Origin of the sequence: Natronosalvus vescus (assembly GCF_023973145.1) — an archaeon.
GTDB classification, from domain to species: domain Archaea; phylum Halobacteriota; class Halobacteria; order Halobacteriales; family Natrialbaceae; genus Natronosalvus; species Natronosalvus vescus.
On the sequence record NZ_CP099546.1, the window covers coordinates 574,643 to 589,200 of the forward strand.

Annotated in this window: 14 protein-coding genes; 8 read left to right on the forward strand and 6 right to left on the reverse strand. The window is 64.1% G+C overall.

All coding sequences use genetic code 11. The annotated features are described in order from the left end of the window. Positions 1 to 211 precede the first annotated feature (211 nt). Positions 212 to 757: a GNAT family N-acetyltransferase gene (locus NGM68_RS02645; protein WP_252700099.1), complete on the forward strand. Its 546-nt coding sequence runs from the start codon at positions 212 to 214 to the stop codon at positions 755 to 757. A gap of 117 nt (positions 758 to 874) precedes the next feature. On the opposite strand, the gene nadC is transcribed toward NGM68_RS02645, so the two are convergent. Next, entirely contained in the window at positions 875 to 1,702 is an 828-nt protein-coding gene (gene nadC, locus NGM68_RS02650; RefSeq protein ID WP_252700100.1) for a carboxylating nicotinate-nucleotide diphosphorylase, read from the reverse strand. 206 nt (positions 1,703 to 1,908) lie between these two features. On the opposite strand from nadC, the gene NGM68_RS02655 reads away from it, so the two are divergent. Together NGM68_RS02655 and NGM68_RS02660 are read left to right on the forward strand one after the other, a co-directional pair. Beyond that, positions 1,909 to 3,048, forward strand: a complete 1,140-nt coding sequence (locus NGM68_RS02655) for a mechanosensitive ion channel family protein (RefSeq protein ID WP_425493609.1) — start codon at positions 1,909 to 1,911, stop codon at positions 3,046 to 3,048. Between the two features lie 37 nt (positions 3,049 to 3,085). Beyond that, positions 3,086 to 3,721, forward strand: coding sequence for a lysoplasmalogenase (locus tag NGM68_RS02660; RefSeq protein WP_252700102.1), 636 nt, complete (start codon positions 3,086 to 3,088; stop codon positions 3,719 to 3,721). On the opposite strand, the gene NGM68_RS02665 is transcribed toward NGM68_RS02660, so the two are convergent. Together NGM68_RS02665 and nadA are read right to left on the reverse strand one after the other, a co-directional pair. After that, positions 3,722 to 5,275 (reverse strand): L-aspartate oxidase, encoded by a 1,554-nt coding sequence (locus NGM68_RS02665; protein WP_252700103.1) that lies wholly within the window; start codon positions 5,273 to 5,275, stop codon positions 3,722 to 3,724. Between the two features lie 4 nt (positions 5,276 to 5,279). Continuing rightward, positions 5,280 to 6,413, reverse strand: a complete 1,134-nt coding sequence (gene nadA / locus NGM68_RS02670; RefSeq protein ID WP_252700104.1) for a quinolinate synthase NadA — start codon at positions 6,411 to 6,413, stop codon at positions 5,280 to 5,282. 203 nt (positions 6,414 to 6,616) lie between these two features. Between nadA and gfo6 the strand changes: the two genes are divergently transcribed. The 4 genes from gfo6 to NGM68_RS02690 all read left to right on the forward strand — a co-directional run bounded on the left by gfo6 (position 6,617) and on the right by NGM68_RS02690 (position 11,445). Beyond that, positions 6,617 to 7,684 (forward strand): D-xylose 1-dehydrogenase Gfo6, encoded by a 1,068-nt coding sequence (gene gfo6 / locus NGM68_RS02675; protein WP_252700105.1) that lies wholly within the window; start codon positions 6,617 to 6,619, stop codon positions 7,682 to 7,684. A 348-nt stretch (positions 7,685 to 8,032) separates the two neighbouring features. After that, positions 8,033 to 10,351, forward strand: a complete 2,319-nt coding sequence (locus NGM68_RS02680; RefSeq protein ID WP_252700106.1) for a heavy metal translocating P-type ATPase — start codon at positions 8,033 to 8,035, stop codon at positions 10,349 to 10,351. A gap of 39 nt (positions 10,352 to 10,390) precedes the next feature. Next, positions 10,391 to 10,987 (forward strand): helix-turn-helix transcriptional regulator, encoded by a 597-nt coding sequence (locus tag NGM68_RS02685; protein WP_252700107.1) that lies wholly within the window; start codon positions 10,391 to 10,393, stop codon positions 10,985 to 10,987. 152 nt (positions 10,988 to 11,139) lie between these two features. Continuing rightward, positions 11,140 to 11,445, forward strand: coding sequence for a hypothetical protein (locus NGM68_RS02690; RefSeq protein ID WP_252700108.1), 306 nt, complete (start codon positions 11,140 to 11,142; stop codon positions 11,443 to 11,445). A gap of 66 nt (positions 11,446 to 11,511) precedes the next feature. Here NGM68_RS02690 and NGM68_RS02695 read toward each other — a convergent pair whose 3' ends face one another. After that, positions 11,512 to 11,895 (reverse strand): hypothetical protein, encoded by a 384-nt coding sequence (locus NGM68_RS02695; RefSeq protein ID WP_252700109.1) that lies wholly within the window; start codon positions 11,893 to 11,895, stop codon positions 11,512 to 11,514. Positions 11,896 to 12,101: 206 nt separating this feature from the next. On the opposite strand from NGM68_RS02695, the gene NGM68_RS02700 reads away from it, so the two are divergent. Then, the gene (locus NGM68_RS02700; RefSeq protein WP_252700110.1) at positions 12,102 to 12,488 is read left to right on the forward strand and encodes a nuclear transport factor 2 family protein; all 387 of its coding nucleotides are present in this window, start codon (positions 12,102 to 12,104) and stop codon (positions 12,486 to 12,488) included. Between the two features lie 4 nt (positions 12,489 to 12,492). On the opposite strand, the gene NGM68_RS02705 is transcribed toward NGM68_RS02700, so the two are convergent. Together NGM68_RS02705 and ygfZ are read right to left on the reverse strand one after the other, a co-directional pair. Continuing rightward, positions 12,493 to 13,152 (reverse strand): GNAT family N-acetyltransferase, encoded by a 660-nt coding sequence (locus NGM68_RS02705; protein ID WP_252700111.1) that lies wholly within the window; start codon positions 13,150 to 13,152, stop codon positions 12,493 to 12,495. Positions 13,153 to 13,434: 282 nt separating this feature from the next. Continuing rightward, on the reverse strand, positions 13,435 to 14,538 hold the full coding sequence (ygfZ, locus tag NGM68_RS02710) for a CAF17-like 4Fe-4S cluster assembly/insertion protein YgfZ (protein WP_252700112.1): 1,104 nt from the start codon (positions 14,536 to 14,538) through the stop codon (positions 13,435 to 13,437). Between the last annotated feature and the right edge of the window lie 20 nt (positions 14,539 to 14,558).

Consider the following 14,558-nt stretch of genomic DNA (forward strand, 5'->3'; position numbering starts at 1 on the left):
ACTCGGTCGTTCGTCCAGACTCGGTCGTTCGTCCAGACTCGGTCGTTCGACCAGACACCACTCGCTCGACCGAACCTGACTCGCGACAGAAGCGGACGAGTTCGGATCAGCCGACCCGCTCGAGTCGTAGAAGCCGCTACGTCGATGTCGTCGGCAGCCCACCACACGGCGATTCGATGGAGCTTTTCCCGCCGAGGTCAATCGGTCATCTGTGACGAGATTCGACCTCGAGATCAGGCCGGCGACGCCGACAGACGCCGCGGCCATCGCCCGGCTGTACCGACGAGCTTACCGGAGCGCGGCCGATCTCGGCTATCCCTCGCGAATGACCGAGATCGACGCCGAAACGGTCGCCGACTGGCTCGAGCGAGATGCCACCACGCTCGTGGCGCTCGAGTCGACGACGTCGGCGTCGGTTACCAATGACGACGCCGGCAACGATGCTGGTGACGACGCGTTCGTCGGCACCGTCCGCCTGCTCGAGGAACGCGAGGAGCCGTACCTCGAGCGGTTGGCCGTCCACCCCGAGCGACAGGGTGACGGCGTCGCGACGACACTCGTCGACCGAATCGAAACGATCGCTCGTGAGCGCGGGTACGACTGCATTCAGCTGACGACCTTCGACGAACATCCGTTCCTGATCGAGTGGTACCGCTCGCGTGGGTACGAGCCCATCGAACACCACGAGACCGACGACCGTGAGTACGATTTCGTCACGATGGAGAAACCCCTTTCTGCGACGACTCCGGAACCCTGACGCACGAAAAACGGCCAGACACCGTTCGAACGCTCGGTATGGTGACTCTTGGATCTGTCGAGACACTCGAGCGCTACCGTCTCCGATCGAGTGTGTCAGGACTTCCAAGAATCGCTATTACACGCCAGTCCCCGTTCGAAACGACAGGTCGAGCGACGGTGCCGAGTGGGTGAGCGACCCCATCGAGATCACGTCGACGCCTGTGGCGGCGTACTCGGCTACGGTCTCGAGCGTGATCCCGCCGCTGGCCTCCGTCAACAAGCCGCCGTGGTCAGCCTGCTCGAGTGTGTCGACCGCTTCCCGAACGGTTGCCGGGGACATATTGTCGAGGAGGACGATATCGGCTCCCGCGTCGGCCGCCCGAACAGCATCGTCGACGGACTCGACTTCGACGTCGATCTTCGTTGCGAACGAGATTCGGTCGCGAAAGTGTGCCACCGCCTCCTCGAGTCCCATCTCGGCGATGTGGTTGTCCTTGATCATCACCATGTGCGAGAGGTCGAGGCGGTGGGTGTCGCCACCGCCGGCGACGACGGCGCGCTTCTCGAGGCCGCGAAGCCCAGGGGTTGTCTTTCGGGTGGCGGCAATCCGGACGTGAGCTGACTCCTCGCGGGCCACGGCGACGACCCGGGACGTGCGCGTTGCGATTCCCGAGGCGTGACCGACGAGATTCACGGCGACCCGTTCCCCCCGAAGGATGGCTCGAGCGGCCCCTTCGACCTGGAGCACCGTATCGCCAGCGTCGATCGTCGCCCCGTCCGGCACCGCCTCGAGGATGTCGACGCCGAGATACTCGAACACAGCCCGGCCGGCCTCGAGTCCGGCGACGACGCCGGGTTCTTTGGCAACGAGTCGACCGATTGTCGTGCCCGGCACGTCATTGGTGACGTCGTGGTGGCCGAGATCCTCCTGCAGCCAGCGCTCGGTCTGTCCGTCGGCTATCATGGGTGTCAGGTTGGCGTCCCCGCCGATAAACGACCCGTTTTCGCTGATCGCCTCGATCACATTCTTGCCGATCCGCCCGACTCTCGGCGAGCCGATGTCGTGTTCCGGGCCGAGAGATGTTCTCGAGCGTCTTTTCGACGGGTTCGGGACAGGTGGAGGGAAAACGTTAGGTCAGTCTCGCGCCTGTGTCAGTCATGCTAGATGCAATTATCACCCTGTTGGCCGATCTGTTCGAGGAGGTACCGGCCTGGCAGGCGACGCTAATCCTGGTCGGCGTCTCGGTCGCCATCGCGGTCGCCCTCGAAGTGGTCGTCCTCCGGTCGCTGTTGCGATACACCAGTCGAACGAAGACGGAGTACGACTACATCCTCGTGGGCGAACTCAGGATGCCGGTCGTGGTGACCGTGGCGCTCGCCGGGGTCTATCTGTTGACGCAGATCCCGACGGTGAACCAGAATGTGCTCCTGACGACGGAGCAACTGGACATGTTCTTCGGTCGACCCTCGCTCTCGGTGATCATCGTCGCCTGGGCGTTCGCCGCCAACCGGGTCGTCAACCGGTTCGTCGAGGAGGTCAAGGACAAGGGCTCGCGCTTTGACTTCGCGCCAGTCTTTTCGAACGTCTGGACGCTGGTCGTCTTCGTCGGCACGATCGGTGCGCTCATGTCAATCTGGGAGTACAGCATCACGCCGCTACTCGGGGCCGCTGGCGTCGCCGGTATCGCCGTCGGGTTCGCCGCGCGGGACACCGTCGCTAACTTCTTCGGCGGGATCGCGCTCTACTTCGACGACACGTACAAACTCGGCGATTACATCACCCTCGACTCCGGTGAGGCCGGCACCGTCGTCAAAGTCGGCGTTCGATCGACGACGCTCATGATGCGCGACGAGGTGCTGATCACCGTCCCGAACGCTGCGCTCAACGCGTCGAAGGTTGTCAACCAGTCGGCACCCCAGCGTCGCAAACGGCTCAAGGTGCCGATCGGCGTCGCCTACGGGACGGATATCGACGATTTCGAAGCTCTCGTGCTCGAGATCGCCGAGAGCGAATCCCTGGTTCTCGAGTCGCCAAAGCCACGGATGCGGTTTCGGAGCTTCGGTGACTCGGCGCTCGAGTACGAACTCCTGTGCTGGGTCGGCTCGCCCGTCCGGGCGAACAAGGCGCGCCACAAACTGAATCGTGCCATCTACAAAGAACTGATGAACGCGGGGATCGAGATCCCGTTCCCACAGCGGGACGTCCGGGTGATTCCAGCAGACGGCGATACGACCTCGAGTCAGGTACCGGCGGAGACTGTATTACTCGACGATCCCGACTCGAGCGGGAGCGTTCAGGCTGGGGACTAAGATTAAGTGCTCCTGCTCGAATCGACTCACTGACACAATGAACGGCGTGCGGAACTGGCTGCCGGGAGCGATCCTGCTCACGGGCGTATTCTACATCGGCTTCGGCCCGAGCGACCCGTTGTGGCTGTCGCTCGTTTTCAAGGCACTTCCGATGGTGTTGATCATTGCCTACGCAGCCCTCCTGTTGCCACCGCAGCGACGACGGGTACACACGTTCGTACTCGTCGGACTGGGATTCTGTGTGGTCGGCGACGTCACCCTTCACTGGTTTCTGATTGGGCTGACCGCGTTTCTCGTCGGCCACGTCTGCTACCTGGTGGGGTTTCTGACTCGAGCGCGGGCGACGCGGGCTCGGGTTGCGTCAGTCGTCCCACTCGCCCTCTTTGGCGTCGCCATCGGTGTCCCACTGCTGTCGGCGATTCAGAGCGCTGGTGACACGGAACTCCTGCTTCCGGTTGCCCTGTACATCGTGGTGATTTTGTCGATGGCCTGGGCGGCGATTCTGACCGGAAACCGGTGGGCTATCGCCGGCAGCCTGCTGTTCGTCACCTCGGATGCGATCCTCTCGTGGAATATGTTCGTTCAGGATCTGGCGTTTTCAGGGCCGGCGATCATGGTCACCTACTACAGTGCGCAGTTTTTGATCGCTCGAAGCGTCGCTGCGTTTCGGTGATCAGTGCTGTGGATCAGGAGTCACGTTGTGCATGTCATCGACCACGTGGTGACAGCCGACGGAGTCGCGGTTCTCACTCGCCGCTCGAGCGATCAAGAGCGCCGTGACGCTGGCGTTCCTGAGTTCGTAGAGGTCACGAGCCGTTCGCGTCCGAACGTAGGCGTCGACCTCGCCTTTGAGTCGCCGGAGAATCGCGCCCGCTCGAGCGACCTCGTCGTGGGTTCGCTCGAGACCGAGAGCACCGTCCATCGTCTGCTGCAGTCTGGTGAACTTCTCCGCGGCGAACCGCGGTGGGAGGGCGGGATCGCAGTTGCGCAGGTCGGGCGCCTCGACGATTTCGGGTTCGGTCTCGAGTCCTGCGGCGTGCTCGCCGGCGCGAAGGCCCCAGACGAGTCCCTCGAGCAGGCTCGTGCTCGCCAGGCGGTTCGCGCCGTGGACGCCGGTTCGGGAGCACTCGCCCACGGCGTATAGTCGGTCGAGTGTGGTCTGGCCCCGGTGGTCGACCTCGACGCCGCCACAGAGGAAGTGTTCGCAGGGGGCGACGGGGATTCGATCACCCTTCAGGCCGCGCTCGCGACATTTCGCGGCGAGGTCGGGGAACTCGCGCTCGAAGTCGAGCGGAGAGACGTCGAGGACGACTTCTCCCGTTCGCTCGCGTTCCCGGGCAACGGCGCGCGCGACGACGTCCCGCGGAGCGAGTTCGGCGTCCGGGTGGTACTCGTGCATGAACCGTTCGCCGCCGGCGTTCTCGAGCAGCGCTCCCTCGCCGCGGAGGGCTTCGGAGAGGAGGAACGTGGGCTCACCCTCGTCGCCGTCTCGACCCTCGACGCTGCCATTGCCTGCATAGGCCGTCGGATGAAACTGCACGTACTCGAGGTCGGCCACCTCGGCCCCGGCGAGGGCGGCCATGGCGATGCCGTCGCCGGTCGATCCCGCGGGGTTGGTCGACCGGCCGTAGAGCGAACCGATGCCGCCGGTCGCCAGCACGGTCGTTCCGGCGTAGACCGGGTGGCCCGTCGACGACTCGTCGGTCAGCACGCCGTGGACGCGGCCCTCGTGGGTGAGTAACTCGAGGGCCGCGGTGTCGGCGCGAATCTCGACGTTCGCGAGGCCGTCGAGGTGGTTGAGGAACGGGCGCAGGATGTGCGTTCCCGTCGAGGCGTCGACGTGGAGGATGCGCGAGTCGGAGTGGGCGGCCTCCCGGGTGTAGTCGAATTCACCCTCGCTCGTCTCGTCGAAGCCGATCTCGAGGGTCTCGAGCAGCACGTCCTCGACGGCGTCGTCGGCGTGTTCGACCAGAACGTCGACAGCGGCCGGGTCGGCGGTGCCGTCGCTGGCCTCGATAATGTCGGTTTTCAGGCGGTCGGGGTCGCCGCGGGTCGTCGAGATGCCGCCCTGGGCCCAGTCGGTGCTCGCGTCTTCGGGGCGGGTTGCTTTCGTGAGGACGAGGACGTCGGCACCCTCGCGTGCTGCCGCAAGCGCGCTCGCACAGCCGGCGATGCCGGTGCCGACGACGAGGACGTCCGCGGTGTCGGGTGTGCTGGACTCGGTCATGGATTCAGACCTCGAGCATCCGCTCGAGGGCCACCTTCGCTAACTCCTTCTCTTCGGGAGCGACCTCGATGACGTTGCGCTCTCGACCGGCGACCAGTTCCTCGAGCACCCAGGTCAGGTAGTTCGGATCGATCTGACGCATGGCGTTGCAGTCCATGCAGGCGTCGCCACAGAGGGGCACGACCTCGACGTCGGGGTGCCAGCGCTGGAGGTGACGCGTCAGGTGGATTTCGGTGCCGATCGCCCAGGTGTCGCCGGGGTCGGCCTCCTCGACGGTACGACAAATCTCGGCGGTTGAGCCGGCCTTGTCGGCGGCCTCGACGACCTCGCGGCGGCACTCGGGGTGGACGATAACCTTCGCATCCGGGTTCGCGTCGCGAACCTGCTCGATGTGCTCGACGCGGAAGCGTTCGTGCACCTGGCAGTAGCCGTCCCAGAGGACGATGTCCGCCTCGGCGACTTTCTCGGGGTCTTTCCCCGCGGGATCCCAGGGATCCCACGTCGCGATGCGGTCTTCCATCCCGAGTCGGTGGGCGGTGTTCTCACCCAGGTGTTTGTCGGGCAGGAAGAGGACTTTGTCGCCGCGCTCGAACGCCCACTCGAAGGCGCGGTGGGCGTTCGAGGACGTACACACGAGACCGCCCTGACTCGCACAGAACGCCTTCAGGTCGGCGTAGGAGTTCATGTACGTGATCGGGATGATGTCAGTGTCGGGGGCGGCGGCCGTGATCTCCGCCCACGCGGCGTCGACCTGGAGGGCCTCGGCCATCCCCGCCATCGGACAGGAGGCCTCCATACTCGGCAGGATGACGGTCTGGTCGTCGTCGGTGATGATGTCCGCCGACTCGGCCATGAACGTCACGCCGCCGAAGACTACGTACTCAGCGTCGCTCTCGGCGGCTTCGACCGACAACTGGTAGGAGTCGCCCACGAAGTCGGCGTGTTCGACGATCTCCTGGCGCTGATAGTTGTGCCCCAGAATCACCACGTCGTCACCCAGTTCCTCGAGCGCGGCCTCGATCCGCCGCGTGCGTTCGTCGGCTTCGAGCTCGCGATACCTCGGTGGTAATTGCTCGAGCGTATCGTATTTGAAGAGACTGAGTTCGGTGTCCAGCTCCGTTGTTTCCATTGTAACCATTCACGTCACCTGTAGTTGCTACCACATCAGATGCAGGTATTGAAAACATTTTTCCTTCAAAGACCACTCTCGAAAGCCATCGTGATCTCGATCGAGGTGTACTGAGCACCCGGTAGTCGGTAGCCGGTAGCCGGCCTGTTGCCGGATCCGACCGTCACGACGGCCTGAATTGGAACTTTCGCGCTCGTCACCGTAGATGGTGTATGGCACTCGAGGACACCTTCGACCACTTCACCCGACGTGACTGGGATCGAGACGACGTCGACGGCACCGTGCGACTCGCCATCGTCGGTGTCGGCGGCTTCGCGCGCAACCGGGCGATCCCCGGTATCGAGGCGGGACAGTACTGCGAGACGACGACTCTCGTCACGAGTTCACCGGATCGTCTCGAGGACGACCTCGTCGAGGACGTCGACCACTGCATCGATTACGACGCCTACCTCGAGGGGGAGGCCGCCGACGCTTACGACGCGGTGTACGTGGCGACGCCCAATGCCCTCCACGGAAAGTACGCCATCCCGGGCGCCGAACGGGGCAAACACGTCATCTGTGAGAAGCCCCTCGACGTCTCGGTCGAGGCGGCCCGAGATATCGTCGACGCCTGCGAGGCAGCCGGTGTCACCCTGATGACCGCCTATCGTCTCCAGGTCGAACCGACGATCAGACGGGCACGAGACCTGGTCGAATCGGGTGCCATCGGCGACGTCGTCCAGATTCATGGCGGATTCTCTCACCCGCTGCTCGAACACACCGGCCCCGAGACGTGGCGGCTGGATCCCGAACTCTCCGGCGGTGGCGCGCTGGTCGACCTCGGCATCTACCCGCTGAACACCATTCGGTTCGTGCTCGACTGCGATCCCGTCTGCGTCTACGCGAACGCACAGTCGGACGGGGGGCCGTTCGACGAGGTGGACAAACACGTCGCGTTCCAGTTCGTCATGTCGACGGGCGCGACGGCATCCTGTACCGCCAGTTTCGACGCCCACGCCGCCAGTCGGCTCCAGTTCGTCGGCACCGACGGCATGATCTCCGTCTCCTCGCCCTTCGGCGGCACCGTCCCACAGGAGATGGTCGTCGAGAGCGGCGACTTACGCATGGAGTACACCGGCCCGCCGGTCGACGAGGTCAGCGAGGAGTTCGACTACTTCGGCTGCTGTGTCCTGACGGGGACGACGCCCGAACCCGACGGCTACGACGCGCTCGCGGATCTTCGGGTGATCGAGGCGGCCTACGAGTCATACGAGTCAAGAACGGAGATTCGATTCGACTGAGTTCTCGAATTCCTCCCGTGGATCGATGCCCTCTCCTGGGCTCCTTCGGTGGCTTCGAGCGGGCAGCGACCGCGAACCCGCTCGAGCAGTTTCACGGTCGATTCGACGGTTCGTTTTCGTCCGCCGGTCTGACGTGTCGGTTGGTGAGGATCCGTTTGCCCTGGTTGTCGCTTGGAACGTCCAGTCGCGCTCTGCAGTTTTATCTCGATATCTCCCGTACTGGACAGTAGGTACTACTCGCGACGAGGGGCGGGCGCGCCCGCAGGGGGTTTTGTCCGTCTCCTCTCGCGGTAAGCGTTCGCGAGCGATTCGGCACCCCGTGAGCGCATCCGAAATAGCGAGCAACCCATGACAAACCACGATTCGACGAAGACCAACGACCGACACGACGGCCACGAGGGGAGGATCCGCTCCACCAGGCCAACTGATCAGGATTGCCCGTGTTGTCGCGTGTGCGGGTTGACCGCTGGGAAGGGCGACCCCCCTCGAGAGACGCCGACACACCACGAACACGCCTCGATGGACGAGGACGAAAAGGGCAGCGTACACGATCAGGAGATGGGCGACGAACACGTTCACGGGGTGGGCGACGAGCACGACCACGGAACGACAGAGGAACACCGAGACGATCATCGTCACGAGGCACACGTCGACCACGCCGGTCACGAAACGATGTTCAAGCAGCGCTTTTTCGTCTGTCTCGTTCTCGCGCTCCCGGTTCTCTACTACAGTCCGATGCTCCAGGGGTGGTTCGGGTACGCCGCGATCGCGTTCACTGGTAGTTGGCTCGTCGGCCCGCTCTTTGGCACGATCGTCTTCCTCTACGGCGGGATCCCGTTCCTTCGGATGGGCGCTGTCGAGGTGCAAAACCGCGAGCCAGGGATGATGCTGCTGATCTCGTTGGCGATCACCGTCGCGTTCGTCTACAGCGTCGCGGCGATCACGCTGGACATCGGGGAGCCGTTCTTCTGGGAACTCGTCACGCTGGTCGTCATCTTCCTGCTCGGCCACTGGATCGAGATGCGAAGCGTCCGTCGTGCGTCGGGTGCGCTCGACGAACTGGCCGAACTGATGCCGGACACGGCCGAGCGAATGACGGAAGACGGCGACACGGAATCGGTTCGTGTCGATGACCTGCGGGAAGGCAACCTGGTGCTCGTTCGCCCAGGGGCGAACATTCCGGCGGACGGCGTCGTCGAGGAGGGCGAGTCGAACGTCACGGAGGCGATGATCACGGGGGAGTCACGCCCGATCAAGAAAGAACCCGGGGCAGAGGTGATCGGCGGGACGACGAATCGGGACGGGAGCCTCCGTGTTCGCGTCACGGCGACCGGCGACGAAACGACGCTGTCGGGTATCATGCGTCTCGTCGAGGAGGCCCAGGAGAGTCGGTCTCGAACGCAGGTGCTCGCGGATCGGGCGGCAGGCTGGTTGTTTTACGCGGCGATAGCGGTGGCAGCGATTACCGCCGTGGCGTGGACGATCGCCGTCGGATTCGGATTGCCGGTCGTCGAGCGCGTGGTCACGGTGCTCGTCATCGCCTGTCCGCACGCGCTCGGACTCGCCGTTCCGCTGGTCGTCGCGATCAATACGTCGATGGCGGCGAAAAACGGCATGCTCGTTCGCGATCGAATCGCGATGGAGGAAGCGCGGAACCTGGACACGATCGTCTTCGACAAGACGGGAACCCTCACGGAAGGCGAGCAGGGAGTCGTCGATGTCGCCACGACGACTGACTGGGACGAAGACGAACTCCTGGCGGTGATGGCTGCAGCCGAAGCCGACTCCGAACACATGATCGCGGCGGCGATACGTGACGCGGCTCGTGAACGAGGACTTTCCGTACCCGATGTACGAGAGTTCGAGGCGCTCGAAGGACGAGGCGTCCGTGCGACGGTCGACGTGGAAGCTGCTCCAACACCCGGCGTGGACGGTGGGCCCGTACAGGACGGGGAAACGGTCTACGTCGGCGGGCCAAACCTGCTTCGCCACCTCGAGGTCGAACCCAACGCGGATCTCGAGCGGTTCGCCGACGACGCCGGTTCCCGCGGTCAGGGGGTCGTCTACCTGCTCCGAGACGAGGAGGCGGTCGGCGCCGTTGCGCTGGCCGACGTCGTTCGCGACGAGAGTTTCGACGCCATCGACGCGCTCAACTCGATGGGGATCGACGTGGCGATGTTGACCGGTGACTCCGAAGCCGTCGCCCGCGCCGTCGCCGAGGAACTCGGTATCGAGACCTACTTCGCCGAAGTTCTTCCGGACGACAAGGACACGAAAATCGTCGAGCTTCAGGAGCAAGGAAACCTGGTGGCGATGGTGGGCGACGGGGTGAACGACGCGCCGGCCCTCACGCGTGCCGACGTGGGTATCGCCATCGGTTCGGGAACCGACGTCGCCGTGGAGGCCGCCGACGTCGTCCTCGTCGAAAACGACCCTCGAGACGTCGCCCGCCTCGTTCGATTGAGTCGGAAAAGCTACCGGAAGATGCAGGAGAACCTCGTGTGGGCGGCCGGCTACAACGTGTTCGCGCTGCCGCTCGCAGCGGGACTCCTCGCGCCGATCGGGATCCTGTTGTCCCCGGCGGTCGGCGCGATTCTCATGTCGGCCAGTACGGTGATCGTCGCCGTAAACGCCCAGCTGTTACGCCGCGTTGAGCTCTCGGCGTGAAGGCGAGCACATTTTACGATCCATCACCAACGTGCTCCCGTGAAGCGAACGCGCGCCGATGGGGTTGCTCTCATCCTGCTTAGTGTCCTCCTTCTCGCCGGAGGGCTCGTGACGTGGCAGGCCTACCGACAGTGGGTGGCCCTCGAGGAGATGGGGAACCATATGGGTATGTCCGCCACAGCAGTCCACGGCACGCACCCGCTCTGGTACCTCATTGGAACCATCGTTGTCGTTAGCGTCGTCGGTGGCGTGTACGTACTCGTTCGTGAACGACTCATCGACGAAGAGGCGACTACGGCCTCACCTGACGCGAATAAAGGAACCTCTCGTGGGGTCGACCCGACTGACACTCCCATAACGTCTGGCCCTGCTGGTGGTCGGGCGTCGGCGAGCGACGTCCCGGATCGAGACCGACGCGTCCTCGATCTCCTCCCTGAGGACGAACGCCGTGTTCTCGAACCCGTTCTCGAGTCTCCGGGATTGACCCAGATCGCCCTCCGTGATCGGTCGAATTTTTCGAAGAGCAAAGTTAGCCAGACGGTCACCGATCTGGAGAAACGAGGGCTGTTGTATCGCGAACCGCAGGGGAGAACGTATCGCGTCTACCCCGCGGACGATCTCGCGCTGACGGGGTGAAGCCAGGCTCCCGGATTCGGGCGTGATGAACGATCTCCTCGGAACGAAACGGTTAGATCGGTAGAGAAACGTTCTCGGACGATCTCCTCGGTGCGTTCACACCCACATCGGTAACTCCCCGTACGCGTTACTTCCACTCGAGGTATCCAATCATGACGTCCAGAACGAGCGGGTTGATCGTTGCCGTCGTCGTTGTCGTCGCCCTCGTGGGTGCAGTCGGTCTGGTGAACGCAAACGCAGGCTTGGCCGACGAGCGTCCGGGTGACGGTTCGATCGTACATGCCCTCACTCACATGAGCGGTACGTTTACCGGAATGGCTGAACATTCGCACAACCACCACGACCACGACGGATCACACCACGAGACGTGCTCATCCCACGACCACGGCGCTCACCACGAATCCGGTGCACCCCACGACCACGGCGCTCACCACGCCGGTGGTGCCGACCACTGTTGAGCCCGGTTCGAGCAACGGCTCGGTGAACGATCGAATCACGGCCTCCTGGCCGGATATCCGCCGATCCTACCGTTTGAAGTAGCGATTTCGAACGCGCTCGAGGGGGCCTGACGAGTCGTCGTTGCCTGCGGGGTCGGCGGTGTCCGACCCCGCCTCCGCCCCCGACCTCGATTTCGATTTCGATTCCGATGTCGACTGTGTCGACTCGTCGTCCGCAGCCGACCGTTGGCGACGTCGTCGCAGTCGCCGTCGGATCCAGGTGCGGGGCCCCCCGATGCGTCGAACGAAGAAGTTCGGGGCGAACAGGGCGACCAGACCGAACGCGAACAACAGGATTCCAAATGCCAGATCGCCGGATCGAAGGAAGATGGCTCCCGCGACGAACATCGGGCCGGCCATAAAGAGGCCAGCCGCTACCTGCGCCATCCACAGGATCCCCGGTCGTTTCATCGGGTCGACCTTCGAGGGCGGCGGTCTTGACACTCTCGACTCGTCGTCACGTCCGATGGGTGGCTCCAATCGGCCGTTCCCGGATTCTATCATCCCTCGAGACCCTGTCGCCGATGGAACTACGCCACGCCCGCTACAACCCACCGGTATGGACGTCGATGGGTACGAAACCGACCGGGTGGACGGGGTATCGAGGTGCTGACGACGTGAGCTCGTGCCCCAGCGAGAACTCGCCTGCGACCCTCGTCAGGCGATACTACGCCGCTCTCGATAGCCACGACTACGACGAACTCGAGACGATCCTCGCACCCGAGTTCGTCCAGCGACGGCCGGATCGAACGTTCGAAACGCGAGCGGCGTTCGTCCGGTTCATGCGCGACGACCGTCCCACTCCCGACACGCGCCACGAACTCGAGGAACTCGTCGTCGAGGGCGACGGCGACACGGTCGTCGCGCGGGGTCGCGTGATCGACATGGAATCGACGAACGCTGACGCGCCCGGATCCACTGACTCGGACGTCCTCCTCTCGTTCGTCGACACTTTCACGGTCGAATCCGGCCGTCTCGTCCGCCTCGAGACGCGGCTCCGGTAGCGATTCAGGACTCAAACGTACCCTCCAGGCGAACTCCTTCCCACTCGAGATCACAGTCCAGGGTGTTTCGATCCGCCGTGGCGGCCTCGTACTCCTCGCGCAGGATGGTGAACCGGTGCTGGTCGGTCACCTCGCCGTTCGGGCGCGGCGAGTGCTGGCGCAACAGCCCCTCGTGACGGCCACCGTATTTCTCGATGTACTTCTCGATCATGCGCCGGGAGGGGTCGTTTCCGGCCGCACAGGTGGTGTAGTAGGCCTCGAGGTCGTAGCTCTCGAACGTCAGTTCGATGAACACCGATGCGCGTTCCAGCCCGTACTCCCGGCCCCAGTAGGACTCGGCGAGGACGATCTCGGACACCGCCCGCCGTTCGTTCCACTCGGGGCGATAGCCGGTGATGCCGACGAGCGCCCCGTCTTCCGCTTTCGATCGCATCAGATAGCGAGCGATCTCGCGGTCTGCCCACTGCCGTTCGCACTTCTCGAGGAAGGCGGTGACCCGGTCGAGTCGGTTGAATCGGAACCACGGCATGTGCTCGGTCGCCGCCCCCTGCCAGTCCTCCCGCGTCACGAGGACGTAGCACTCGAACGGGTCGACGGTTTCGGGGATCATCGGTTCGAACACGAGGCGATCCGTCTCGATTCGCTCGGGAAAGAGTCCGTGCATCATCTGTATCCGCGTATCAGTTGAATTCGTGGGGTACAATTCCTGACGGTAGTGTTCAGAAACACCGGAACGCTGAAGGGTATTTACGTTCTAGTCGGGAACGAGATTCTGTCTCGCAACGACCAGTCCGGTGAGCGCCGCAGCTACGGATTGGTTCTTCGGAACCCGTACTCGACGTTCAGCCACGTTACGCGTAAATCGCGCCCGACCCGGTTTTATACTGCCCAATAGACACCGTTTTCGACGCCATCTAATTCGATTTCGACACCTCGAGCGTGCTGCTCACTCGTACACCGGCAGGCGCGCCGACCGCTCGGATCCCTCGAGGAACGGTAGCGGCTTCAGGATCGCGGGCACTTCCTCGCCGCCGACGCGAACGGACAATGTACGGCCGTCCTCCTCGAGGCCGTACTCGACCAGGGCCAGCGCGATGGGAGACTCGAACATCGGCGTTCTCGCGGCCCGGGTCACCTCGCCGACGGTGGCGTCGCCGTCGAAGATGGTTGCACCGCCCGCGGGTACCGAGTCACCCTCGAGGGTCAATCCGACCAGTTTCCGGCTCGGTTGGCCGCGATTTTCCACTCGGGAGACGACCTCCTGGCCGACGTAACACCCCTTCTCGAAATCGAGGGCCAGCCGCAGGCCGAGAACGTTCGGGACGGTTCCCTCTAGTTCGCTCGAAAAGAGCGGGGAACCGGCCTCGAGGGTCAGCGTCTCCCAGGTTCGGTAGCCGAACGGGGCGGCGTTCAGTCCCTGGGTGGAGAGGACGTCGTGGACGTCGGCCGCATCGTCGGCGCTGCAGACGACCTCGTAGCTCTCCTCGCCGGCCAGTCCCTCGGTTCGAATCACGCTCACGCCGGCGTCGCCCATCGACCCGCGAACGAACGAAAATCGCTCGTCGGGCGACCCGGGGCCGGTGAGGACGCTGGCGATCTTCTCGGTCGCCGTCGGCCCGTGGACGCCGAAGACGGCGAACTCGTCGGTTGCGTCCCGGATATCGACGTCCTGGATGAACACCTTCTCCGACCAGTCGGCGGCGATGTCGGCGGCCTGATCCGGCGGGGTGAACAGCAACAGCCGTTCGCCGGCGTTGTAGACGTACAGTTCAGATTCGATCCGCCCCTGGGGGTCGAGGAGGAGGGCGTAACAGCCCTGGCCATCGGCTGCGGGAACGCGATTCGAGACGACGTTATCGACGTACTCGAGCCGATCGTCGCCCTCGACGACGAGCACGCCGTAGGCGACCTCGAGCAGTCCAACGCCGTTTCGGACGGCGCGGTGGGCCCGTTCGGGGCGTCCGTAGTGGTCGACGACGCGCCGGCCGTCGCGCTCGAGGAAGGTTGCACCGTGATCGTCGTGGATCGACTCGATGACGCTCGGCTTCATACGTGTCCTCTGGCGTCGAG

Coding starts and splice junctions, on each gene's coding strand:
- nadC (WP_252700100.1), bottom strand. CDS start 1,702: ATGATAGCCGACGGACAGACCGAGCGCTGGCTGCAGGAGGATCTCGGC.
- NGM68_RS02660 (WP_252700102.1), top strand. CDS start 3,086: ATGAACGGCGTGCGGAACTGGCTGCCGGGAGCGATCCTGCTCACGGGC.
- NGM68_RS02665 (WP_252700103.1), bottom strand. CDS start 5,275: ATGACCGAGTCCAGCACACCCGACACCGCGGACGTCCTCGTCGTCGGC.
- nadA (WP_252700104.1), bottom strand. CDS start 6,413: ATGGTTACAATGGAAACAACGGAGCTGGACACCGAACTCAGTCTCTTC.
- gfo6 (WP_252700105.1), top strand. CDS start 6,617: ATGGCACTCGAGGACACCTTCGACCACTTCACCCGACGTGACTGGGAT.
- NGM68_RS02680 (WP_252700106.1), top strand. CDS start 8,033: ATGACAAACCACGATTCGACGAAGACCAACGACCGACACGACGGCCAC.
- NGM68_RS02690 (WP_252700108.1), top strand. CDS start 11,140: ATGACGTCCAGAACGAGCGGGTTGATCGTTGCCGTCGTCGTTGTCGTC.
- NGM68_RS02695 (WP_252700109.1), bottom strand. CDS start 11,895: ATGAAACGACCGGGGATCCTGTGGATGGCGCAGGTAGCGGCTGGCCTC.
- NGM68_RS02705 (WP_252700111.1), bottom strand. CDS start 13,152: ATGCACGGACTCTTTCCCGAGCGAATCGAGACGGATCGCCTCGTGTTC.
- ygfZ (WP_252700112.1), bottom strand. CDS start 14,538: ATGAAGCCGAGCGTCATCGAGTCGATCCACGACGATCACGGTGCAACC.